The 21626-nt window shown below is 37.4% G+C and carries 22 protein-coding genes; 15 read left to right on the top strand and 7 right to left on the bottom strand.

Translation table 11 applies throughout. The features are described 5' to 3' along the window. Window positions 1–27: 27 nt before the first annotated feature. The 3 genes from GMB86_RS03995 to GMB86_RS04005 all read right to left on the bottom strand — a co-directional run bounded on the left by GMB86_RS03995 (window position 28) and on the right by GMB86_RS04005 (window position 3090). Entirely contained in the window at window positions 28–1374 is a 1347-nt protein-coding gene (locus tag GMB86_RS03995) for a D-serine ammonia-lyase (protein ID WP_155217030.1), read from the bottom strand. 123 nt (window positions 1375–1497) lie between these two features. Continuing rightward, window positions 1498–2700, bottom strand: coding sequence for an MFS transporter (locus GMB86_RS04000; protein ID WP_155217032.1), 1203 nt, complete (start codon window positions 2698–2700; stop codon window positions 1498–1500). Window positions 2701–2730: 30 nt separating this feature from the next. Then, window positions 2731–3090, bottom strand: a complete 360-nt coding sequence (locus GMB86_RS04005) for a Lin0512 family protein (protein ID WP_155217034.1) — start codon at window positions 3088–3090, stop codon at window positions 2731–2733. Between the two features lie 319 nt (window positions 3091–3409). On the opposite strand from GMB86_RS04005, the gene GMB86_RS04010 reads away from it, so the two are divergent. The 7 genes from GMB86_RS04010 to GMB86_RS04040 all read left to right on the top strand — a co-directional run bounded on the left by GMB86_RS04010 (window position 3410) and on the right by GMB86_RS04040 (window position 10308). Further along, on the top strand, window positions 3410–4087 hold the full coding sequence (locus tag GMB86_RS04010) for a GntR family transcriptional regulator (RefSeq protein WP_155217036.1): 678 nt from the start codon (window positions 3410–3412) through the stop codon (window positions 4085–4087). 91 nt (window positions 4088–4178) lie between these two features. Next, window positions 4179–5027, top strand: coding sequence for a substrate-binding periplasmic protein (locus tag GMB86_RS04015; protein ID WP_155217038.1), 849 nt, complete (start codon window positions 4179–4181; stop codon window positions 5025–5027). Window positions 5028–5102: 75 nt separating this feature from the next. Next, window positions 5103–5810: an amino acid ABC transporter permease gene (locus tag GMB86_RS04020; RefSeq protein ID WP_155217039.1), complete on the top strand. Its 708-nt coding sequence runs from the start codon at window positions 5103–5105 to the stop codon at window positions 5808–5810. A gap of 4 nt (window positions 5811–5814) precedes the next feature. Continuing rightward, window positions 5815–6582 (top strand): amino acid ABC transporter ATP-binding protein, encoded by a 768-nt coding sequence (locus tag GMB86_RS04025; protein ID WP_155217092.1) that lies wholly within the window; start codon window positions 5815–5817, stop codon window positions 6580–6582. A 351-nt stretch (window positions 6583–6933) separates the two neighbouring features. Continuing rightward, a complete protein-coding gene (locus GMB86_RS04030; RefSeq protein WP_155217040.1) occupies window positions 6934–7572 on the top strand; it encodes a DUF421 domain-containing protein in 639 nt (212 codons plus the stop codon). A gap of 432 nt (window positions 7573–8004) precedes the next feature. Then, the gene (gene allD, locus GMB86_RS04035; RefSeq protein WP_155217042.1) at window positions 8005–9015 is read left to right on the top strand and encodes an ureidoglycolate dehydrogenase; all 1011 of its coding nucleotides are present in this window, start codon (window positions 8005–8007) and stop codon (window positions 9013–9015) included. 45 nt (window positions 9016–9060) lie between these two features. Further along, the gene (locus GMB86_RS04040) at window positions 9061–10308 is read left to right on the top strand and encodes an MFS transporter (protein ID WP_155217044.1); all 1248 of its coding nucleotides are present in this window, start codon (window positions 9061–9063) and stop codon (window positions 10306–10308) included. A gap of 227 nt (window positions 10309–10535) precedes the next feature. Here GMB86_RS04040 and GMB86_RS04045 read toward each other — a convergent pair whose 3' ends face one another. Both GMB86_RS04045 and GMB86_RS04050 read right to left on the bottom strand, forming a co-directional pair. Next, a complete protein-coding gene (locus GMB86_RS04045; RefSeq protein WP_155217046.1) occupies window positions 10536–11756 on the bottom strand; it encodes an MFS transporter in 1221 nt (406 codons plus the stop codon). Between the two features lie 11 nt (window positions 11757–11767). Then, window positions 11768–12217 carry a MarR family winged helix-turn-helix transcriptional regulator gene (locus tag GMB86_RS04050; protein WP_155217048.1) on the bottom strand — a complete coding sequence of 150 codons (450 nt, stop codon included), beginning with the start codon at window positions 12215–12217 and terminating at the stop codon, window positions 11768–11770. A 191-nt stretch (window positions 12218–12408) separates the two neighbouring features. On the opposite strand from GMB86_RS04050, the gene GMB86_RS04055 reads away from it, so the two are divergent. Beyond that, window positions 12409–12636 (top strand): YdbC family protein, encoded by a 228-nt coding sequence (locus tag GMB86_RS04055; protein ID WP_155217050.1) that lies wholly within the window; start codon window positions 12409–12411, stop codon window positions 12634–12636. An 80-nt stretch (window positions 12637–12716) separates the two neighbouring features. On the opposite strand, the gene GMB86_RS04060 is transcribed toward GMB86_RS04055, so the two are convergent. Beyond that, window positions 12717–13850, bottom strand: coding sequence for a zinc-dependent alcohol dehydrogenase (locus GMB86_RS04060; RefSeq protein WP_155217052.1), 1134 nt, complete (start codon window positions 13848–13850; stop codon window positions 12717–12719). Between the two features lie 136 nt (window positions 13851–13986). Further along, complete coding sequence (locus GMB86_RS04065; protein WP_155217094.1) at window positions 13987–14658, bottom strand: SOS response-associated peptidase; 672 nt, start codon at window positions 14656–14658, stop codon at window positions 13987–13989. A 280-nt stretch (window positions 14659–14938) separates the two neighbouring features. On the opposite strand from GMB86_RS04065, the gene GMB86_RS04070 reads away from it, so the two are divergent. The 7 genes from GMB86_RS04070 to GMB86_RS04100 all read left to right on the top strand — a co-directional run. Continuing rightward, window positions 14939–15616, top strand: coding sequence for a M15 family metallopeptidase (locus tag GMB86_RS04070; RefSeq protein ID WP_155217096.1), 678 nt, complete (start codon window positions 14939–14941; stop codon window positions 15614–15616). A gap of 74 nt (window positions 15617–15690) precedes the next feature. Next, entirely contained in the window at window positions 15691–17265 is a 1575-nt protein-coding gene (locus GMB86_RS04075) for an ABC transporter substrate-binding protein (protein ID WP_230458991.1), read from the top strand. Window positions 17266–17284: 19 nt separating this feature from the next. Beyond that, complete coding sequence (locus GMB86_RS04080) at window positions 17285–18289, top strand: ABC transporter permease (protein WP_155217054.1); 1005 nt, start codon at window positions 17285–17287, stop codon at window positions 18287–18289. A 14-nt stretch (window positions 18290–18303) separates the two neighbouring features. Then, window positions 18304–19182 carry an ABC transporter permease gene (locus GMB86_RS04085; RefSeq protein WP_155217056.1) on the top strand — a complete coding sequence of 293 codons (879 nt, stop codon included), beginning with the start codon at window positions 18304–18306 and terminating at the stop codon, window positions 19180–19182. Between the two features lie 14 nt (window positions 19183–19196). Next, window positions 19197–20159 (top strand): ABC transporter ATP-binding protein, encoded by a 963-nt coding sequence (locus GMB86_RS04090; protein ID WP_155217058.1) that lies wholly within the window; start codon window positions 19197–19199, stop codon window positions 20157–20159. Next, window positions 20156–20926, top strand: coding sequence for an ATP-binding cassette domain-containing protein (locus GMB86_RS04095; protein WP_155217060.1), 771 nt, complete (start codon window positions 20156–20158; stop codon window positions 20924–20926). The genes GMB86_RS04090 and GMB86_RS04095 overlap by 4 nt, the downstream gene beginning before the upstream one ends. 105 nt (window positions 20927–21031) lie before the next feature. Continuing rightward, the coding region (locus tag GMB86_RS04100) for a DNA-3-methyladenine glycosylase (protein WP_155217062.1) at window positions 21032–21626 on the top strand (595 nt) is incomplete at its 3' end.

Here is a 21626-nt window from a genome sequence, read left to right on the forward strand (position 1 = left end):
AGAGAACTCACTATAAAGCGAGTTCTCTTATTTTTTTCCTAATAATGCTTGACCTTTTTTATCATACTCTTTCATGATTTCGGCTGGAACCATGCTTCCACCTGTTGCCCAAACGATATGAGTCCCTTTTTTCATTTTGTTCATCAGATCGTTCGTCTTAAGATAAGACTGTCCATTTTTTAAAAGTTGAATCGGTCCCAACATCCCTGCCAGAGCCGATGGTTCCAAATAAATGCCTTCGGTTTGAATCAGAGAACTTAGCAATCGATATAGTGTGGTATCACTAACGGTATAACACCCACTAATAAAGGGCTCAATTAATTTTCCCACAAAACCGGATGGCCGACCAACAGCTAGACCATCGGCATCTGTTTTGTTATCTAATCCAATGTCTTGGACTGAGATTTGATCATGCAGACCTGTTGATAGTCCTAGAAGCATACAAGGGGCGTGTGTTGGTTCAGCAAAAAAGCAATGAACAGACTCTTGATAAAGCGTTTTTAGACCAAAAGCGACACCGCCAGGACCGCCACCCACTCCGCAAGGCAGATAAACAAAAAGGGGATGAGCCGCATCAATGGTGACATTGGAATCATCAAGTTGTTTTTTTAGTCGAAGTGCGGAAGTGGCATACCCTAGAAATAAATCTTTAGAATTTTCATCATCGATAAAATAGCATGTGGGATCTTTCTCTGCTTCCTTTCTCCCTTCTTCAACAGCCAGACTATAATCGGTTTTATATTCAACGACCTCGGCACCTTTTTCTCTTAGGAGATCCTTTTTCCACTGTTTGGCGTCATGCGACATGTGAACTTTTACAGAAAGGCCAATCTGTGCACTCATGATACCAATGCTTAAGCCTAGATTACCTGTTGAACCTACAGCGATAGAAAAGTTTGAGAAAAAGGTTTTGAATTTTTCACTATCCAAAATAGCATAGTTATCCTCTGTTTTTAAAAGTCCATGGCGGATAGCGAGTGACTCTGCATGCTTAAGAACTTCATAGATACCACCTCTAGCCTTAATTGAACCAGAGATCGGGAGCTGATCATCACGTTTGAGTAATAAACGACCATGAATAGGTACTTGATAGATTTTTTCAAGATAGCCTTTCATCTTAGGGATACTTGTTAGTTTCGATTCAATCAGTCCGCCTGCTGCACGGGTTTCCGGGAAGACTTTAGCTATATAAGGTGCAAAACGTTGTAACCGCTCCTCAGCTTCTTGAATGTCTTCTATGGTTATCGAGCTCTTTTTCGTCGTTTGATTCTTCTTAAAATAATTTGGGTTTGTCCAAAGTGTTTCTTCAAGAGTTAACAGTTTTCTAATTAATGGATCATTCTTTCCCAATGTATTGCCATCATTTGTAGACATAAGGTCACTCCAATTTATCCGGCATTAACGGCAATTTTTGACCCCCACCTCAAGGCAATGAGTGTAAACAAGCGTTACTAGGTGGTGGATAACTGCCCGCATGAAGCTGGTTTGGTTTTCAATTTATAAAAGTTGACGACTTTTTGTTTCTTTACCTAATAACAGAACAGAGAGAGCACCTATAAGAATGGATATACAAAAAATAAGGAAGATTGTATTAATGGATACATGTTGAGTAACGAGATAGCCAACAAGAAGGGGTCCTAAAATACCGCCAACCCGTCCAATAGCTGCAGCCATCCCTGATCCTGTTCCACGGATACTGGTTGGGTATTGCTCAGGAGAGTAGGCGTACAATGCTCCCCAAGCACCCAAGTTAAAAAATGACAATAAGATGCCTGAAATAAGAAGGGCAGTTAGAGATTCTGCAGAGCCAAAGAAATAGGCACTTAATGCTGTACCAATCAAATAGGTAACAAGAACGAATTTACGACCCCATTTTTCAATAAACCAAGCGGCTGTAAAATATCCAGGTAGCTGAGCCAAGGTCATTATTAAGACGTACTGAAAACTTTTGATCAAACTAAATCCTTTCATGACCATCACACTTGGTAACCACAAAAACATGCCATAATACGAAAAGACAACACAGAACCATAGAATCCATAACATAATGGTTGGGCGTGCAAATTCTTTGGACCATACGTGAAGGATATTCTTTATAAAAGAAGGTTTATTCGTTTCTGTTTTCGCGGACTGAAATTTTGGTGAATCAGGCATATGAATCCTTAAATAGATCGCATATAAAGCTGGAATAGCGCTGAGAATAAGAGCCATTCGCCAACCAAAGTGTGGAATAATAAAGTACGAAATAAGAGCTGCAATGAGCCAACCGACCGCCCAAAAACTTTCAAGTAAGACAACGATTCGGCCACGTTTTTCGGGTTGAACACTTTCCGAAACAAGCGTTGAAGCTACTGGAAGTTCGCCGCCAAGCCCCATTCCAACAATGAAACGAAAAATCAGGAAAAGCGAAAGTGTGGTTGTTAATGCAGATAACCCGCTGCCTAGGGAAAATAATAAAAGAGTGATAATTAAGATGGATTTTCTTCCTGCACGATCAGAGAATAAGCCAAAAAGAAAAGCACCGACAGCCATCCCAATCGAATTAATGCTTCCAATCCATCCCATTTGAACCTCATTTAAATGCCATTCCACACTTAAAGCCGCAATAATAAAAGACAGCATGCCCACATCCATGGCATCAAATAGCCATGCTAGTCCCGCAATACCAAGCAATTTTCTTTCTGTGATCGCATTTTTCATCGACAAAGATTCCTCCTATAGTTTAATTCTTCAATAGCCTGTCTCAATCGATGCATTAACAATATACATCAAATCGTTTTTATCTTCTTTATCCTCTAAAAAGATTCCGCTACGGGTCAACATGCCGCCATCCATCACTTCAACGGTAACGGTTCCATATGGAATAGTAGCTTTAACTTTTTCAATATCCAATTTGTCTTTGTCACAAGGTACAGCCAATTTAATGTTTACCTTCATCTTGTTCAAATCATGGTTAGGTAATACGTCGGTTATACCAGGCATTGAGTTAGTATGAATCGCATTTACAATCGCTCTAATAGCTGCCTTCGTCACATCTTGTCCATGTACATCCACACCAAATCCTGTTTGAATAAACATTAACTTTTCCATAAATGTATCCTCCATATGTTTGATAGATTAGTTAAATTATAAATCCATTGCTTACTGAATATCTTTCTTTCTATTATCCCCTTTGTTAGATGATTGTAGAAGATATTATTCTCTCCTCATTATATCAAGAGAACGGAGGAAAAACTTCTCTGTGGAGCTGAGATAATCTCAAAAAAAGTTATTTTTTTAGGTCAATTAATATCATTTATTGTCACAATAGCGAAAAAGTATGTAAGGAAATCTGACATATAAATAATATTGTCTAAAAATTCATGTTAATATGACTACATAAATATTTTGAAAATAAGATGGTGTCAGCATGATTAATGAGGAGAAAATTTATCACATCATACGAGATCTCATCTTCAGGGCCAAGCTTCCGCCAGGTCAGCAGTTAAAAGAAACGTCTCTAGCTGAAGCATTCAATGTTAGTCGTACTCCGATACGAGCAGTCCTGCAACGGTTGAAATTTGATTCGTTAGTTGAAATCATTCCAAAGAAAGGAGCTTTTGTTTATTGTCCAAATCCAAGAGAAGCTGAACAAATTTTTTATGTCAGGCACATTCTAGAGCCTGAAGCTGCTGGATTAGCGGCTGTTCGAGCTACACCAAAGCAAATTGAATGGATGGAACGCTTATTAAAAGAAGAATATACCTTGTATCAAAAGGGAGAAATTCATCAAGCGCTTCTTAAGACACAACAACTGCACATGACAATTATCGAAGCATCAAGAAATCCTTACTTAATTGAGCCTCTTAGAAAGTTAGTATCGCTGTCACATATCATTTTGGCTTACTACAATATGTCTGGCGGCAGTGAATCACATGCAGAGGACGAACATTCTGCCATCATAAATGCCATTCGAGATGGAAATGTATCTCTTGCAAAAGAACTTTCAGCTTTACATACTTTATCAATTAAACGTGATATTGATTTCTCAAGAGATTATCGATCCTTAGCATCCTTGCATCAGGTCATTTCAAGATATCTAGCCTGATTTTTTATTGCTATACATTGTATACAATTATTGCACACGATCTTTGTTTTAAAGTCAGATAATTAAAAACTAGATTATGGGGGATTCCTACATGAAAAAATGGATGAAAGCTACAGTATTATTAATGGTCGTATCAATGTTCGCCATGTTGCTTGGTGCTTGCGGAAGTTCAAGTAAGTCAGGGGCAGCAAAAAGTGAAGGGAACACTTTAGAACAAGTAAAGAAAAAAGGGGTCTTAGTGGTTGGGTCATCTAATGATGCTCCATTTGCTTTCATTGACAAAGATACAAAAGAGTTCACTGGGATTGATGCAGAAATTATTAAAGAAATTGCAAAACGCTTAGGTATTAAAAAGGTAGAAATGAAAGAAATCAAGTTTGAGAACTTATTACTTGAATTAAATAAAAAAAGTGTTGACCTTGTTACAGATGGTATGTACGTTAAACCAGAAAGAGAAAAAGTCGCTAAATTCACAGACATTTGGTACAAAGAAGGCGAAGCCATCCTTGTCGGAAAAGACTCTACAGTTAAAAGTGTTGATGATTTAAAAGGTAAAGTGGTTGGGGCTCAAAAAGGTCAATCTTTCCTTGAACTCGCTCAAAAATGGAAAAGCGAAGGAAAAGTGAAGGATGTAAAAATCTTTGGTGGCCAATCTGAACTCATGTTAGCCATTAAAACTAAAAAAGTAGACGCTGTTGTTGGTGATGGAGCACTTGCTGCCTATGCGATCAAAACGGACAAATCTCTAGGTATTAAAATGGTATCACCATATACACCAGTTGATGCAGGGAAAATTGCAGCTGCAGGCAGAAAAAATGATACATCACTCGTTGACGCTGTGAATAAAGAATTAGCTGCAATGAAAGAAGACGGTACGGTTTTAAAAATCTTAGAAAAGTATGGTTTATCTAAAGACTATTATTTTCCAGGTAAAAATTAAGAATCAAAAAGTCAGGGACTTCTAGGGAATGAAATACTATAAGTCCCCTGATGATTTTTAGAAAGAGGGTAAACGATGGATATCATACAAAACTTAGATTTCGGAGCAGCACTACATGATCTAACCCCTATGTTATGGAGCGGATTATGGATTGCGCTAGAAGCGACCATTTGTGGTTTCATCATTGCATTTGTTCTAGGTACAGTTATTGCCATAGGTCGAATCTCTAAATCAAAAATTCTAAGGGGCGTTTTGGTCGTCTTCCTAGAAATCATTAGAGGTACACCACTGCTTGTTCAACTTGTTTATATGTACTACGTTGCACCGCTTCTTATTTCTTTAGTTGTACAGATTTGGACACCAGGGTACCAGTTAAGTTTTAGTCCATTTATTGCCGGGGCACTTGGTCTTGGAATCAATTATGGTTGCTACTTATCTGAAGTTATTCGGGCTTCTATATTATCTGTTGATCGTGGGCAAACCGAAGCGGCTCTTGCACTTGGGTATACATCTCGTCAGTCCCTTTGGTCTATTGTTATTCCACAAGCGACGCGTTCGGCTGTACCTGTATTTGGTAATTATCTTGTCATGATGATCAAAGATACATCACTACTGGCCTTTATTACAGTTAATGAATTATTGTTGCGAGCACAAACGTATGCATCACAGACATTTTTAACGATTGAATCCTATACCATTCTAGCCATTGCTTATCTAATTATTAGTTTGCCATTGGCTCAACTCATGGGACTATTAGAGAGGAGGTTGGCAAAACGTGGCTAAAACAATGATTGAGGTTGAAAAGTTACACAAATCGTTCGGAGAGAATGAAATACTAAAAGGTTTAGATATAGAAATTAAACAAGGTGAAAAAGTCGTTATCATTGGTCCATCCGGTTCTGGTAAATCAACATTTCTTAGGTGTTTGAACTATCTTGAAGAGCCGACCTCAGGACGTGTGAAGATTGAAGGTCACTATTTTGTTGATCCTCATGGGAAATATAACGAGAAGCATATTGCCTCTCTTCGAACGGAAGTCGGAATGGTGTTTCAACGGTTTAATCTATTTCCGAACATGACCGCCATCGAAAATGTGATGGCAGCTCAAATCAAAATCCGTAAGAAATCAAAAGAAGAAGCTAAAAAAACAGCCGAAAAATATTTAATTAAGGTGGGTCTAGGAGAACGGATGGATCACTACCCTAGACAATTGTCTGGCGGACAACAACAACGTGTGGCGATCGCACGAGCACTCGCCATGGAGCCAAAAGTCATGCTCTTTGACGAAGCAACGTCTGCTCTTGATCCCGAACTCGTTGGAGAAGTACTTAACGTTATACGTGATCTTGCTCGTGAAGGAATGACCATGGTATTGGTGACTCACGAAATGAGGTTTGCCGAAGAAGTAGGCGATCGAATCATCTTTATGGATAAAGGTGTCATCGTTGAGGAAGGCCATCCAAAAGAGTTCTTTCACCATCCAAAGCATGAGAGAACAAAAGCGTTTATCAATAAGGTTGAACATCCTGAACTTTTAAAGGAAAATGTCAATTAAGCAATTAATTTAGTGAACTTATCAATAAATGGATTTTAATATTTAAATGGTAAAACTCCCGCTTTGATGTGAACCATGAAAGCAGGGGTTTTTTACTTTGTCTAATAAGAAATAATAAAATGAAAGAAAATCAACCAATATAACTACATGAATAGGCCACGAGTTAGATCATAAAGGATACCACTTAATTACAGTTTGTAAAAAATGCTAACATCTTCCTTGTTTTATCGCAAATGGAGAGGGAATAAAAATAGGGTGGAGATTGGTAGGTTTTATCAATGTTTAATAGGACATGGAAGATAAACCGGGGCACTATCCATACAAACACGATAGAAAAGGAAGTGAACACCCTTGTATTTAACGACGACTTATAAATTACTAGTTGTCTTTGTTTGTTTGTGGGTGTTTGTTAGAATCCAAAGTAATAAAAAAATGAGGCAGCTAACGGCTTTGGATTTCATTCATCTGTTTATCGTCACAAATATGCTGGCAAACTTTTTAAATACACCACCTAATATATTGGGATTACTTTATGCTATTGCTTTTTGGGCAGTGTTGATTTATCTGCTTGAATTCTTAACTAGAAAAAGGAAGGGCAGAAAAATTATCTATGGGCAATCATCACCGTTAATTCAAGATGGGGATATCAATATAAAAGAATTTAAAAGAAACAACTTAGAAATGGAGCAATTCCGAATTTTACTACGAGAGCAGGGTATTTATTCGTTATATGATATCAAACATGCCATCTTAGAAATCGATGGATCTCTAACTGTTATTAAAAAGGAAGATCCTAACTTATCTGCTTTATTAGTGGATGACGGCGAAATTATTGAAGAACAATTATATAGGATCGACCAAAATAAAGAATGGTTAAGGAAAGAACTCAGCAAAAAGGGTTACGATAATGTCGATGACTTATATTGTGTGGAATGGTCAAAAAGAAACGGCTTTTACATTAAAAGCAAGGGTGAAAAGACGAAAGAATAGAAGACCCATTTCCGGCATCTTAAAATTAGTTAAGGAACGGCAGCTAATAACGACACGACATTGAGGGAGTTTGCACTTAAATGGGGGGGTTGGAAGTTTACGTCGAATCCTATTTAAAAACATATATATGGGTACACATGATTTCCAAACCCCTTTTAATAAATAATCAACGATAAAAAATTTACTAAGCTAGCCATATTTCTAACTAACCAACATATATATATACCAGAAACTGAATTTACTTTAATTTGTAAGCGCTTCATAAAAACTAAACCGATTTAGAAGGGGAAGGAAGGGATTTGTTTGAATAGATTGTAACCAATGGTTCAAAGGCATTTACAGATGATAGTTGATATAGAAAGGTAAGATAAGGGTCATTCAGTATTATTTAAACTAACAAAATGAAAGCGTAATCAAAAGGAGGACATAACGATGTCAACTGTAAAAATTCAAGCCAAAGAAGCTAAAAAATTAGTAGTGATAAAACTTTCAAAAGCAGGATTAAAAGAAAAAGACGCGGAAAAAATTGCAGAGGTGCTTGTCCATGCGGATTTAAGAAATGTAAATTCACATGGTGTACTGCGGACGGAGCATTACACGAATCGTCTGAAAGCTGGAGGAATTAATGCAAATGCCAACATATCATTTCAGTCAACTGGTCCAGTAACTGGAGTGGTAGATGGTGATAATGGATTTGGTCACATTATTGGAGATATCGCAATGGATCATGCCATTAGTATGGCACAAAAAAATGGCGTTGGAATGGTCACAGCCATGAACAGTAGTCATTGCGGAGCATTAAGTTATTTTGTCCAAAAAGCAACGGATGCCAAACTTATCGGAATTGCTATGACGCACACGGATAGTATAGTCGTTCCATTTGGAGGGAAATCAGCCTTTTTAGGAACAAATCCTATTGCTTATGGGATACCAGGAAAAAATAAAAAGCCCTTTATTCTAGATATGGCAACATCTAATGTGGCCTTTGGTAAAATTCTTCAGGCTCGTGAAGTAGGGAAGGAAATACCAAAAGGATGGGGAGTCGATGAACATGGGGATGCTGTTACCGATCCAAATAAAGTCGTATCACTTTCCACTTTTGGCGGACCAAAGGGTTATGGATTGTCGGTCATTGTGGATGTTTTCTCCGGATTGTTAGCTGGTGCGGCCTTTGGTCCACACATCGGAAGAATGTACGATGACCTTGATAAATATCGGAAACTTGGTCACTATTTTTGTGCCATCAATCCATCTTTTTTTACAGATACCGAAGAATTTTTAACACAAATGGATGAAATGATGGAACAACTGCAACAGGTTCCTCCTGCTAAAGGATTTGATCGAGTGTATATACCAGGAGAAATTGAACAATTACATGAAGAAAAAAATCTAGAAGAAGGAATTACGATTGCTTCCAGTGTTTATGAATTTCTGAAAAACTAAGAACCTTTAAAAAGAAAGCAGGTCCGATTACGAGGAGGGTTATCTATGTTTTCCAAAGGGAAATTATCGATTGTTATCCTGCTTTTTCTAGCAGGCGTGATTAACTACTTAGATCGCTCTGCTCTGTCAATTACGGCTCCTTTTATTCAAAAAGATTTGGATTTATCAGCTACACAAATGGGGATCATTTTTAGTAGTTTTTCGATTGGTTATGCCGTTTTTAATTTTTTAGGTGGAATCGCTTCGGATAGATTCGGTGCAAAACGTACGCTACTTGCCGCAATGATCGTATGGTCATTATTTAGCGGAGCAGTTGCGCTCGCAGTGGGATTTATTAGCTTGATGATCATTCGTGTCATATTTGGAATGGGTGAAGGTCCGCTATCGACAACGATTAATAAAATGGTCAATAATTGGTTTCCGTCCAATCAACGTGCTTCCATTATTGGAATTACAAGTAGTGGCACAACCCTTGGAGGTGCCATTTCTGGACCTATTGTTGGCTTTATAGCACTTTCGTATAATTGGCAAATATCATTTATATGTATCATGGCGATTGGTTTAATCTGGTCCTTTTTCTGGTGGAAGTTTGTGAAAGAAAAACCTAGAACGCAGAACTTTAAAGTATTACCAACCCCAGAGGATCCAGAGTCAACTTTAAATGAAAAAAAATCTTTAACCTTCTATTTAAAACAAAAAACAATATTATTTACAGCCTTTGCGTTTTTTGCTTATAACTACATCCTATTCTTCTTTTTAACATGGTTCCCGAGCTATTTAGTAAAAGCACGAGGAATGAGTATCAAAGATATGAGTATTATTTCGGTTATTCCTTGGGTATTTGGATTTATTGGTTTAGCTGTAGGTGGGTTAGTTTCAGATTGGGTTTTCAAAAAGTTTGCCGGTAAAGGGATATTGTTTTCTCGTAAAATTGTCCTTGTTATTTGTTTATTTATATCAGCAGTCTGTATTGGCATTGCTGGTCTAGTAACAACCATCCCAAGTGCCGTTACGTTAGTCGCACTATCCGTTTTCTTTCTCTACTTAACAGGTGCGATATATTGGGCCATCATTCAAGACGTTGTAGACAAACATAACGTTGGATCCGTTGGCGGATTTATGCACTTCTTAGCTAATATTGCCGGAATTATCGGTCCGACTTTAACAGGGTATATCGTTCAAACCTCAGGAACATTCACCATTGCTTTTCTTCTTGCAGGCGGAATAGCTATCATAGCCTCTCTTGCAGTCATTCGTTTTGTTCAGCCAATAAATCATAAGATTAAAATATAGAAGGCTGAAATATTGATATATTAGATGATAATTATAAGGCTCTAACACCCTATATACCATCAAAATTTAAGTTTTGGCTTTTCTTGTAGGTTACTTTCCCGTCACTTTCTAAAATAAATTTAATTTCACTGAATAAAAAAGGCCACAATATCCTTTATAAAAAAGGAATTGTGGTTCTTTTCATACGGGTAGAAAGATTTTTTTCAGAAGATCCTTTAGATAACATTCTACGCTCTCTGTTTCTCTAGTGATAGGTCTTCTTTAGCCCTACGGGAGAGTTTTTTGAATGCAAATAAATAAAGAATGATTAACAAAACAATAAGGATGGATGAGAAACCAAACATGGATCGATAACCGATTTGACCAGCTACTCCCCCAAGAGTTGCCGCTCCAAAAGCCATACCTAAATCCATAAAACTGAAGGCCATTGCATTGGCTGTACCTTTTTTATCTGGTGAAACCAAACTAACCGCCCAAGCTTGAAAGGTAGGTTGCATAATGCCATAGGCTATGCCGTAGAACACGGCAGCAACAAAGAGTAAAGAAAAGTGTTGTGTTATTGAGATTAAAATCAGTCCAATAATACCACATATACTGGCTGGGAGAATGAGATATTTATGTCCTATTTGATCGTAAATTTTTCCCGAAAAAGGTCGTATAGCCAGCGTAACAATGGCATTAATTAAGAAGAAAAGAGAGACTTTTCCGGCTAAATGCGTTTCACTCCCAATTCCGTTAATAAAATTCACGATTCCTGAGAAAGTGATATAAAAGATAAAGACAAGAAAACAAGGGATTAAGGCTCGTTTATCAAAGGCATATTGCCATATGGATGAATGTTGATTTATTTTTTTTATGGGTTTTTCCAATGGAATGACAGGCGTGTCATTTTTAATAATAAAACTAAAAAGACATGTTAAGATGAGTAAACCAATATTCACAAAGATCATTGTATTGAATGTAAAATGATGAAGTAGTGTGAGAGCGAACATTGGACCTAGTGTTGTACCAAGACTCGTTGAAATGCCAAAGTAACCAATGCCTTCTCCAATACGGTTATTGGGGATGATATTTGTTGCCATGGTAGCAAGAAGCGTGGTTGCTACACCAAAGCCAATCCCTTGCAATAGCCTTAAGACAACGAGAAAGGTCATAGAGCTTTGATTATAGCTGATAACAAGTGTAAAAAGAACGCCTATTAAAATGAATGACAGGATTTTCTTCATATTAACTTTGTGCATAATAATCCCAATAACGGGTCTTGAAATAATGGCCGCCAACATGAAGACTGTTGTCATGATGCCTCCCTTAGTTGGGTTGTGGGTGAGTTCTGTAATATACGCTGGGAAACCAGCCGTCAGCATTTGAAGGGCTAAGAAGAAAATAAAAGATGTTAAAATAATGATAATAAATTGCCCCGTCCATAGCCGTGATGTTGATGATTGCAAATTTTAACCTCCTATTTGTTATGTGGTAAATCATGAAGTAGATCGATATTCTTCTGAATTTGTCCTAGAACATGTTGGAAAGTCTCTAAGTCCTCTTTTGGGATGTGGTTGACGATCTTTTGAAAAAGCAATTCGACCTCATTAAAGCGATCGTCTACCAACTTTCGACCTTGTTCTGTTATCACGATTAAGAAGGAACGTCGATCATTTGGATTTAACTGTCGGTTAATAAATCCGTTTTTTTCTAATAAATCAAGAATTTTTGTCAAGGTCGGTTGATCTTTATCTGAACGCAAGGCTAATTGTTTCTGTGTTACATGATCTTGTTCTGTTAAACGTTTTAAAACGCCCCATTGCTCAGCTGTAAGTTGGGATTCTTTGAGATGATTTGATAGTATGCGTGTAATTTTACGGGCCGTTTTAGCTGTATTAAAACCAATTGTGTCATCTAATGAGTTCAAACTAGCTCCTCCTTTTGTAAAGCGTTATTTTATATTGTACTTCATTAATTGATATGTGTAAATATAATTAGTGCACTAACTATATATGGTGTAAATTTTTAATTGTACTAAGTTTACCGATATTATGTTTCTATTGTTTATTCATATCCATTGAGATATTCTAAAGAAAAAGTAAATAGGGTGGTGATAGTTTGGCAGAGGTAAAATACGAGATAATCAAAACGATTGGAGAATTATCGGAATCACCGAAGGGTTGGAAAAAACAACTGAACCTCATTAGTTGGAATGGAAGAGAACCAAAATATGATCTTCGTGACTGGTCTCCAGATGGAACTAAAATGGGAAAAGGTGTTACATTGTCAACAGAGGATTTAAAGGCACTTAAGGCTATTTTTAATCAAATGGATGAATTAAATTAAAAGCGTATTATATGATGTTTTGACTGCCGGTTAAAAAATGAACAACCCTTCTCCTAATGGACGAAGGGTTGTTTGGTCATTCATGGTTTTAAAACAACTTTAATACAACCATCTTCAAAGTTATTAAAGATTTTATAACCCGTACTCGCTTCTTCCAAAGGAATATGGTGGGTAATAATATCCGTAGGATCGATTTCTTTATGGATAATTTTATTGAAAATTTCCGGCATCAAGTGGGGAGCAGGACATTGTCCCATTTTTAAGGTCACGTTTCTTACAAAAAAAGCACCGAGTGGGAACATATTATAGTTACTACCATAAACACCTGTAATTTGAACGGTTCCACATTTTCTTACGGCTTTTGTGGAGATTTGAATAGGTCCAAGGGTTCCACCTTGCAATTTTAATTTTTGTTCGATGAACTCAAGCGGAGATTTTTTTCCATCCATACCGACACAGTCAATAACAACATCAGCGCCGCCTTGGGTGATTTCCTTTAAATGTTCACCCATATCATCATATTTAGTAAAATCAAACACTTCCACGTTGTTTGTTTTTCTGGCATGGTTCAACCGATAATCAACATAGTCCACGGCGATCACTCGCTCTGCACCCGCCATCCATGCAAATTTCTGTGCCGTTAATCCAATCGGCCCACAACCTAAGATGATGACCGTGTCTCCCGGTTTAACCCCGCCATGTTGAACACTCCAAAAAGCCGTTGGCAAAACATCAGATAGAAAAAGAAGAGAATCATCTTCAAGTTCACATGATTCCGGAATAAGAAAAGGCGTGAAATTGCCAAAAGGCACTCTTAAATATTCGGCTTGGCCGCCTGGATAATCACCAAATTTCTCTGTATAACCTAAATAGCCACCTGAGTCGTAATGTGGGTTTGAGTGATCGCATTGGCTTTCAAATCCATGCTGGCAGTAGATGCAATGCCCACAAGCCACTGTAAACGGAATGACCACGCGATCTCCTTTTTTAACTTTAGTGACATCAGGGCCAACCTCTTCAACAATTCCCATTGATTCGTGACCGAGTAAATAGCCTTTTCTAAGTGGGAAATTCCCCTGGTAGAGATGTTTATCCGATCCACAGATGGCAGCAGATGTAATCCGAACAATGACATCATCCTTTTTTTCTAACTTTGCATCCTCAACATCCTGAACCTCAATGTTATTCGGACCTTGATAAGTTACAGCTTTCATGTCTATCTACTCCAATCCTTGAATCTTAGCATCTTTAATAAGATTTCATTGTTCTTATGCATTTATTCAAGTTTAGATTGAAGTTCCCAAATATTATTAATTGAAACTTAAGTGTTTGAAGGACAAGCAAATTACTCTAAAGTGAATTGATTTTACTAATCAAAGAAACATCATCTAGACGTGCATTGTTGACTTGAGTCGAAACGGGATGATAGGTCATTTCATCAGGTTTATAAGGGGTTAATAGAGATTTAAGCGCATGGCTGTCTTTTTTTGAACGATCAAGCCACATAGTTTCTGCTTCTTTTGTTAAGATCACGGGCATTCGATGGTGAATGTCCTTCATTAAAGTATTTGCGGCTGTTGTAATAATCGTACATGTTGTTAGAGTTTGATCGTTATGCCGCCATTTATCCCATAACCCTGCCATAGCAAATGGAACGCTGCCTTTTAGTAAAATCCGCATCGGCTGTTTCCCATCTTCTGTGGCTTTCCATTCATAGAAACTATCTGCTAAAATCAAGCACCTTCGACGTGAAAGAAGAGTCTTATATGAAGGCTTTTCATCGATACTTTCAGCGCGCGCATTGATCATTTTATAACCAATTTTCGGTTCTTTAGCCCAAAAAGGAACGAGCCCCCATTTTAACAAACCAGCTCTTCTATGATTTGTTTGATCACTAACGACTGTCAGGATATTTTGCCCTGGTGCAATATTGTAACGGGGCTCAATAAGTACGTCATTAGAAAACAGAAAACGTTCTTTTAAAATATCTAAATCTGTCACAAGGGTATACCGGCCACACATCATTAACGCCTCCTTTTAAAACTAATTAAATCAATCCTATTTTTATAAAAGCATACAAAGTTGTTCTTAAATTTTCAACTAAATTAAAATAACTTGGCAGCTAGTTTTCTTTGTTCCGCCGTAAAAACAAGGCGTAAAGCGCCAAAGAAATAGCCTGCACTGCATTCAAAATAAACAAAAACATTGTTAGAAAATCTGACAATATCACACAATATTGTGAACATTAATCTTATAATAATTGATAAACTTAAAATAAAAAAGGTGGTGGATGGGACAAACCATGAATGATGAAAAGCAGAAGACATCGGATGTTATACTTTCTAAAAAAGATGAACCGCTTGTATCTATGAGAAATCGATCACCTAAAATAGTGATTCAACCTATCTATTATCAAAAGAAAATGCCTGGAACGTCAGATAATCTGTATCTGAGAGAAAGTGTCGCGAGTAAAGTCATTTCTGCGGCAAATCAGTTGCCAGATGGCTTATCCTTGGTTCTTTTGGATGGATGGAGGTCGTATGAGACGCAATTGTATATCTATAATAAAACGATTCATGAATTTAAAAAAATGGGATATACAGATGAGAAGATAAAACGAGACATTGCCTCTTTTGTCGCTTATCCTTCAAAGGATCCAGAAAAGCCAGCCCCTCATTTTACTGGCGGGGCAATCGACCTGACTATTGCAAAAGATATGGAATGGCTTGATATGGGGACTGATTTTGATGACTTTTCGGATATTGCCTATCTTGATTATTATGAGAATCAAGTAAACCTCACGGATCAAGATAGAGTGAGAAGAGATAATAGGAGACTTCTAAAAGCCGTCATGACTCAAGAAGGTTTTACGGTCAATCCGACTGAATGGTGGCATTATGATTTTGGAAATAGACCTTGGTCTGAGAAGACAAAACAGAGCATGTTATATTCAGGTATTTCTCAATGGCCGTTGGATTGATCCAAATTTAGGACAAGCAAAAATTGTACTTAATTTGATCATTTTACATAAGGAAATGAATAGGGGGGCTTATTTTGAAAAAGACATTAACTTTGGTTATTTCGATTGTTATGTTATTTTCCATCATTACAGCTTGTGCAAAGAATTCTAATGCTCCATCTTCCAAAAAAGATTCGAAATATAAAGTTGATTCGTCATTGACTGTAGCAATAAGTGCGGATCAAGGCACCCTAGATCCTGCAGTGACAATGGATAACTCTGCATGGAAAATTACATATCCTGCCTACGAAAGATTAGTCGATTTTGATGGTGAAAATACAAAGGTGAAAGCGGGATTAGCGAAAGATTGGTCTGTGAGCAAAGATGGAAAGACGTGGACCTTTCATTTGAATAGTGGTCATAAATTTGCTGATGGTACATCCGTAGACGCTAATGCCGTTAAGTTTAGTTTTGAACGACTTTTAAAAGTGGCCAAAGGGCCAGCAAGTGTTTACAGTGAAATCTCAAAAGTGGATGCTCCTTCATCCGATACAGTCGTATTTACTCTAAAACAAAACTTTCCTCCGTTTTTGTCCACTCTAGCGGCAAACTACGTCAATATTGTCAATCCAAAAGTGATGGATAAAGAAAAAGATGGAGATATGGGTCAAGGCTATCTTGCGAACCATACAATGGGAAGTGGTCCTTATCAGCTAACAACGTGGAAAAAGGGAGAATATATCCAATTAGGATTAAACCCACATTCAACAGTAAAACCTGCTTTAAAAAAGGTTACCTTTAAAATTGTGAGTGATCCCTCTGCTCAAAAACTACAATTACAAAAAGGTGATGTTGATATTGCAGAAGGTGTACCAGTCGATCAAATTGAATCTCTTAAATCTATGAAAAATGTAACATTGCTTCAAAAACCTAGTTTATTAGTAGACTATGTCTATATTAATTCTAGCAAAGGAAACGACGCTTTAAAGAACAAAAAAGTGAGACAAGCATTAAACTATGGTATCGACTACCCATCACTAATTAAAGCCGTTCAACAAGGGTACGCTACGCAGAGTCGTGGACCAATTCCTAAAGGCCTTTGGGGTTATGATAGTAGCGCAAAACAGTACCAATTAGATGTCGACAAAGCTAAATCTTTATTAAAAGAGGCTGGGGTTTTTAATGTAACCTTAAAACTACTATACTCAGACAATAATCCTTGGTGGGAAACAGAAGCTCTAACGATTCAATCCCAGTTAGCGACTATTGGTGTAAAGGTTAAATTAAATAAAGTAGCGTATGCAACATCACGAGATATGATGGATAAGGGTGACTTTGATCTAGCATTAGGTGTTTGGAGTCCTGATTTTGCCGACCCATTTGCTTTCATGAATTTTTGGTATGATTCCAAAAACTTTGGTTTGGCTGGGGATCGTGCCTTTTATAAAAATACAAAGGTAGACCAATTGTTAGCTGAAGCAGCAACATCAAATGATCAGTCAAAACGTGAAGCCCTATATAAAGATATTCAAACGATCGTCATTGATGACGCACCTTATATTTTACTTTATCAAAAAGATTACTTATTGCCGATAAATAAAAATGTTAAAGGATTTGTATTTAATCCAATGTTGCAAGGTATTTACAATTTACAAGACATGTCTAAATAACCTGATGAGGTGATGCAACATGATGAAAATGGTTATGAGACGAATCGCTTTTCTTGTCTTTGTTATTTTTGGAGTGTCCTTAGTTACGTTTGTTCTTTCGCATATCATTCCAGGAGATCCTGCTAGTATGATGGCAGGCCAGCATGCAAGTAAACAAACCGTAGAACATATACGTCAGCAATTGGGTCTAGATCAACCGATCTTGATCCAATATGTTGAATATGTGAAAGGGGTTCTTTCAGGAGACTTTGGGACTTCGATTCGGACACAAAATCCTGTCATTGATGATCTAGCCAACTATTTCCCAGCAACCTTAGAGCTCGCTATAGCTGCTTTTATTATAGCTATTTTGCTTGGTATCCCTTTAGGAATCGTATCAGCAGTTAAAAAGAATCAATTTTGGGACCATGCTAGTCGAATTTTTTCAATAAGTGGCGTTTCTATTCCTGTATTTTTTAGTGGTTTAGTTGCTATATTGATTTTTTATGGTTATCTCAATTGGTTCCCAGCGAATGGACGAATTGATATGACTATTAATCCGCCAACCCGAATCACCAGTTTTTACATTATTGATAGCTTGCTAAGTGGCGATATGATCGCTTTAAAAAGTAGCCTACAACATATTATTCTCCCTGCTCTAGTTTTATCATATGCCCAGCTCGCTATTATTACACGTCAAGTCCGTGCAAGTATGTTAGAGGTGCTAAGTCAGGAATATATTCGAACAGCTAAAGCCAACGGCATACATGGTTACAAACTACTCATTCGATACGCGTTAAGAAATGCACTAGTTCCAACAGTCACCGTCATTGGCACATCATTCGGTGCACTACTTGGAGGGGCTGTTGTAACAGAAACAATTTTTGATTGGCCTGGTATGGGAAAATACGTGGTTGATTCCATTGCTTACTTAGACTTCCCAGCAATTATGGGTTTCACACTTTTTATATCAATTGGTTATGTTTTGATTAACTTGATGGTGGATATTACGTATTTCATTCTCAATCCACAGTTGAAAGAGTAGGAAAGGAGAATATCATGATTAATCCACAAATAGCATCAGAAGCAACAAAGAAAAATATCAAAACACATCCTATTTGGTTCAAATTAAAACATAATAAAATGACGCTTATTGGCTTTCTTATTTTGTTTGCCATGATTGTTCTAGCTCTCTTAGCTCCTGTTTTAACGCCTTATGATCCTATAAAAATAAATGTTGCTGAGAAATTTCAGGGACCATCATTTCGACATTTGTTCGGAACAGACGAGGTAGGAAGAGACATTTTAACTAGAACATTATTCGGTGCAAGATTATCTCTCGGTGTTGGATTACTCGTTATTATTATTGCTGCTTGTTTTGGTATCTTCATAGGTGCGGTATCTGGTTATTTTGGGGGTATCATTGATCAGATTGTCATGAGAATCATGGACATGTTATTGGCTTTTCCGACACTTATTCTTGCTATGGCTCTTACTGCATCTTTGGGACCTAGTCTACATAATGCTATGATCGCGATTGCCATTGTAGAAATTCCCATTTATGTCCGCCTTGCTCGGAGTGAAACATTAGTACTAAGAGAAAAATTATTTGTTAAGTCTGCTGCAGTATTCGGTATCAGACCCATTCCCATTATACTGAAACACATTATTCCAAATGCAGTTTCTCCAGTCATTATTCAAGCCACGTTGAATGTAGGGAATGCCATTCTAATGATTGCGACACTCGGTTTTCTAGGTTTAGGGGCGCAACCCCCTACTCCGGAATGGGGTTCTATGATAAGTATTGGTTGGAAATATTTGCTTGATTATTGGTGGTATCCCACATTCCCTGGAATCTTTCTTTTCTTAACATCAGGAGCACTAAACTTAATTGGTGATGGTGTTCGAGATATTCTAGATCCTAAGTCAAACAGGTAGGGAGGAAAGGATATATGTTAGACATAAAAAATCTATCTGTAGAATTTAACGATCTTAATGGAAGAGTCAAAGCGTTAACGAATATAAATATTCACATAGAGCAGGGAGAAATTGTCGGTATCGTAGGAGAGTCGGGATCCGGTAAATCTGTAACAGCTCTTTCCATTTTGGGATTACTAGATGAAAACGCACATATCTCAAATGGATCGATTATATACCACGATCAAAACTTATTAGAAATGAATGTAAAAGACATTCAGGCCCTAAGAGGTAAAAAAATTGGTATGGTATTTCAGGAACCGATGACAGCCCTTCACCCAACAATGAATATTGGACAACAATTAATTGAGGTGATCAGGCAGCATAAAAAAGTAAGTAAAAAAGAAGCCTATCGACTTGCGATCGAAGCGTTAAAAGATGTTCATATCCATCATCCAGAAAAAGTAGCTAAACAATATCCTTTTGAATTAAGCGGTGGTATGAGACAACGTGTAGTCATCGCCTTAGCGATGTCTAATCCACCTGAATTGTTAATTGCTGATGAACCTACAACAGCTTTAGATGTCACGATTCAGTCAGAAATACTTAACTTAATGAAAGAACTTAATCAAAAAAAGAGCGTTTCCGTCCTTTTAATAACCCATGATCTAGGTGTTGTTTCTCAATTATGTGATCGAACCATAGTGATGTATGCAGGTCAAATTGTGGAAACTGGTTTAACCTACGATGTTTTACATTTTCCAAAGCATCCTTATACAGAAGCTTTGTTAAATTCGTTGCCAGATCTTAAACAACAAGACCAGCTGTTGGAAGCTATACCAGGCGAAGTCCCTGATTTGAGATACCCACCTATGGGCTGTCCCTTTCATTCTCGATGTAAACAGGCTATGACAATTTGTCGTGAACATGATCCGAAACTAGACATTTGTGAAGGCAATCATTATGTAGCTTGCTGGTTAAGGAGAGATGAAGCATGACACCACTTGTCCAAATAAATCATATAAACAAAATATATGGTAAAAGAAAGGCTGTCATTCAAGCTATCAAAGATATCTCATTACCTATTTACGAAGGAGAAACACTAGGATTGGTAGGAGAGTCGGGATCGGGTAAAAGCACACTTGGAAAATTGCTCATAGGATTAGAGCCACCTACGAGTGGTGATATTTCCTATAGAAATAATTTACTGTGGAAAAAGAAAAGGTTTATGCGACCAAGTCCGGGAGAAATTCAAACCGTATTTCAAGATCCTCAATCATCTCTTGATCCAAGGATGAGAGTCAAGCAAATTATTTTAGAACCATTAAACGCTCTGCCAGATCAAGAAAGAAAAGTAAAAGGGTCTTTGGAAAGACTTCATACACTTGTGAAGCGAGTAGGATTAAAAATCGAACATCTCGAACGTTATCCACATGAATTTAGCGGTGGGCAAAGGCAACGGATCGCTATTGCAAGAGCACTCGTTACAGAGCCTTCTTTTATAGTGCTTGATGAACCGACATCAGCATTAGATGTATCCGTGCAAGCCCAAGTCTTGAATTTACTAAAGGAATTAAAGCAAGAAAACCAGTTAACTTACTTATTTATATCTCACAATATGTCAGTGATTCGCTATATGTGTGATCGTATGGCGGTCATGTATAAAGGGGAGATAGTTGAGATTGGAGAAACAAAAAGTATTCTTAACAACCCTAAGCATGACTATACAAAAATGTTGTTATCATCTATGTTAAAAGTAAATTAAAGGATAAAAAAGTAACTGGAAATCTCCCTCTTCTTCCATCTTGAAAATGATTTATGTATAATGCTACTTAAATCGTAAAGGATAGTTAATCAAGGGAGTTTTTTTATGACGATCGATTTAATACCATTACCGCAAACCTTTTACGAGCAACCTACGTTGCAATTAGCAGAATCTCTCCTTGGTTGTTTACTTGTTAAAGAAACGCCAGAAGGAAGATGTTCGGGATTCATTGTAGAAACCGAAGCATACATGGGGGCGAATGATCGTGCAGCCCATAGTTTTGGAAACAGGCGTACAAAGCGAACAGAGATTATGTTTTCGGATGCTGGAGTTGCTTATACCTATACAATGCATACACATGTCCTATTAAATGTTGTATGTAATAAGAAAGATATCCCACATGGTATTTTAATTCGTGCCATTGAGCCAAAAGAAGGGCTCGCGCTAATGGAAGAAAGGCGTAATGGCAGGCCCATGCGTGAATGGACAAATGGACCAGGAAAATTAACAAAAGCGTTGGGAATTACTTTAGATGATTATGGTCATCACTTTACGGAACCACCCCTTTACATCACACAGGGCTACAAACCAGACAAAATAGAAACAGGGCCCCGAATTGGTATCCAAAATACAGGTGAAGCTCGCTTTTATCCTTGGAGATACTGGGTATCAGGAAATCCATATGTATCTAAAACAAGAT

The organism is Terrilactibacillus tamarindi, from assembly GCF_009718825.1.
Lineage (GTDB): Bacteria > Bacillota > Bacilli > Bacillales > Sporolactobacillaceae > Terrilactibacillus > Terrilactibacillus tamarindi.

Bases quoted from the DNA above. Each gene is read 5' to 3' on its own strand.
- GMB86_RS04085 (WP_155217056.1), top strand. From the start codon at position 18,304: ATGATTAATCCACAAATAGCATCAGAAGCAACAAAGAAAAATATCAAA.
- GMB86_RS04070 (WP_155217096.1), top strand. From the start codon at position 14,939: ATGAATGATGAAAAGCAGAAGACATCGGATGTTATACTTTCTAAAAAA.
- GMB86_RS04095 (WP_155217060.1), top strand. From the start codon at position 20,156: ATGACACCACTTGTCCAAATAAATCATATAAACAAAATATATGGTAAA.
- GMB86_RS03995 (WP_155217030.1), bottom strand. From the start codon at position 1,374: ATGTCTACAAATGATGGCAATACATTGGGAAAGAATGATCCATTAATT.
- GMB86_RS04090 (WP_155217058.1), top strand. From the start codon at position 19,197: ATGTTAGACATAAAAAATCTATCTGTAGAATTTAACGATCTTAATGGA.
- GMB86_RS04080 (WP_155217054.1), top strand. From the start codon at position 17,285: ATGATGAAAATGGTTATGAGACGAATCGCTTTTCTTGTCTTTGTTATT.
- GMB86_RS04040 (WP_155217044.1), top strand. From the start codon at position 9,061: ATGTTTTCCAAAGGGAAATTATCGATTGTTATCCTGCTTTTTCTAGCA.
- GMB86_RS04005 (WP_155217034.1), bottom strand. From the start codon at position 3,090: ATGGAAAAGTTAATGTTTATTCAAACAGGATTTGGTGTGGATGTACAT.
- GMB86_RS04000 (WP_155217032.1), bottom strand. From the start codon at position 2,700: ATGAAAAATGCGATCACAGAAAGAAAATTGCTTGGTATTGCGGGACTA.
- GMB86_RS04015 (WP_155217038.1), top strand. From the start codon at position 4,179: ATGAAAAAATGGATGAAAGCTACAGTATTATTAATGGTCGTATCAATG.
- GMB86_RS04060 (WP_155217052.1), bottom strand. From the start codon at position 13,850: ATGAAAGCTGTAACTTATCAAGGTCCGAATAACATTGAGGTTCAGGAT.
- GMB86_RS04020 (WP_155217039.1), top strand. From the start codon at position 5,103: ATGGATATCATACAAAACTTAGATTTCGGAGCAGCACTACATGATCTA.
- GMB86_RS04025 (WP_155217092.1), top strand. From the start codon at position 5,815: ATGATTGAGGTTGAAAAGTTACACAAATCGTTCGGAGAGAATGAAATA.
- GMB86_RS04010 (WP_155217036.1), top strand. From the start codon at position 3,410: ATGATTAATGAGGAGAAAATTTATCACATCATACGAGATCTCATCTTC.
- GMB86_RS04065 (WP_155217094.1), bottom strand. From the start codon at position 14,658: ATGTGTGGCCGGTATACCCTTGTGACAGATTTAGATATTTTAAAAGAA.
- allD (WP_155217042.1), top strand. From the start codon at position 8,005: ATGTCAACTGTAAAAATTCAAGCCAAAGAAGCTAAAAAATTAGTAGTG.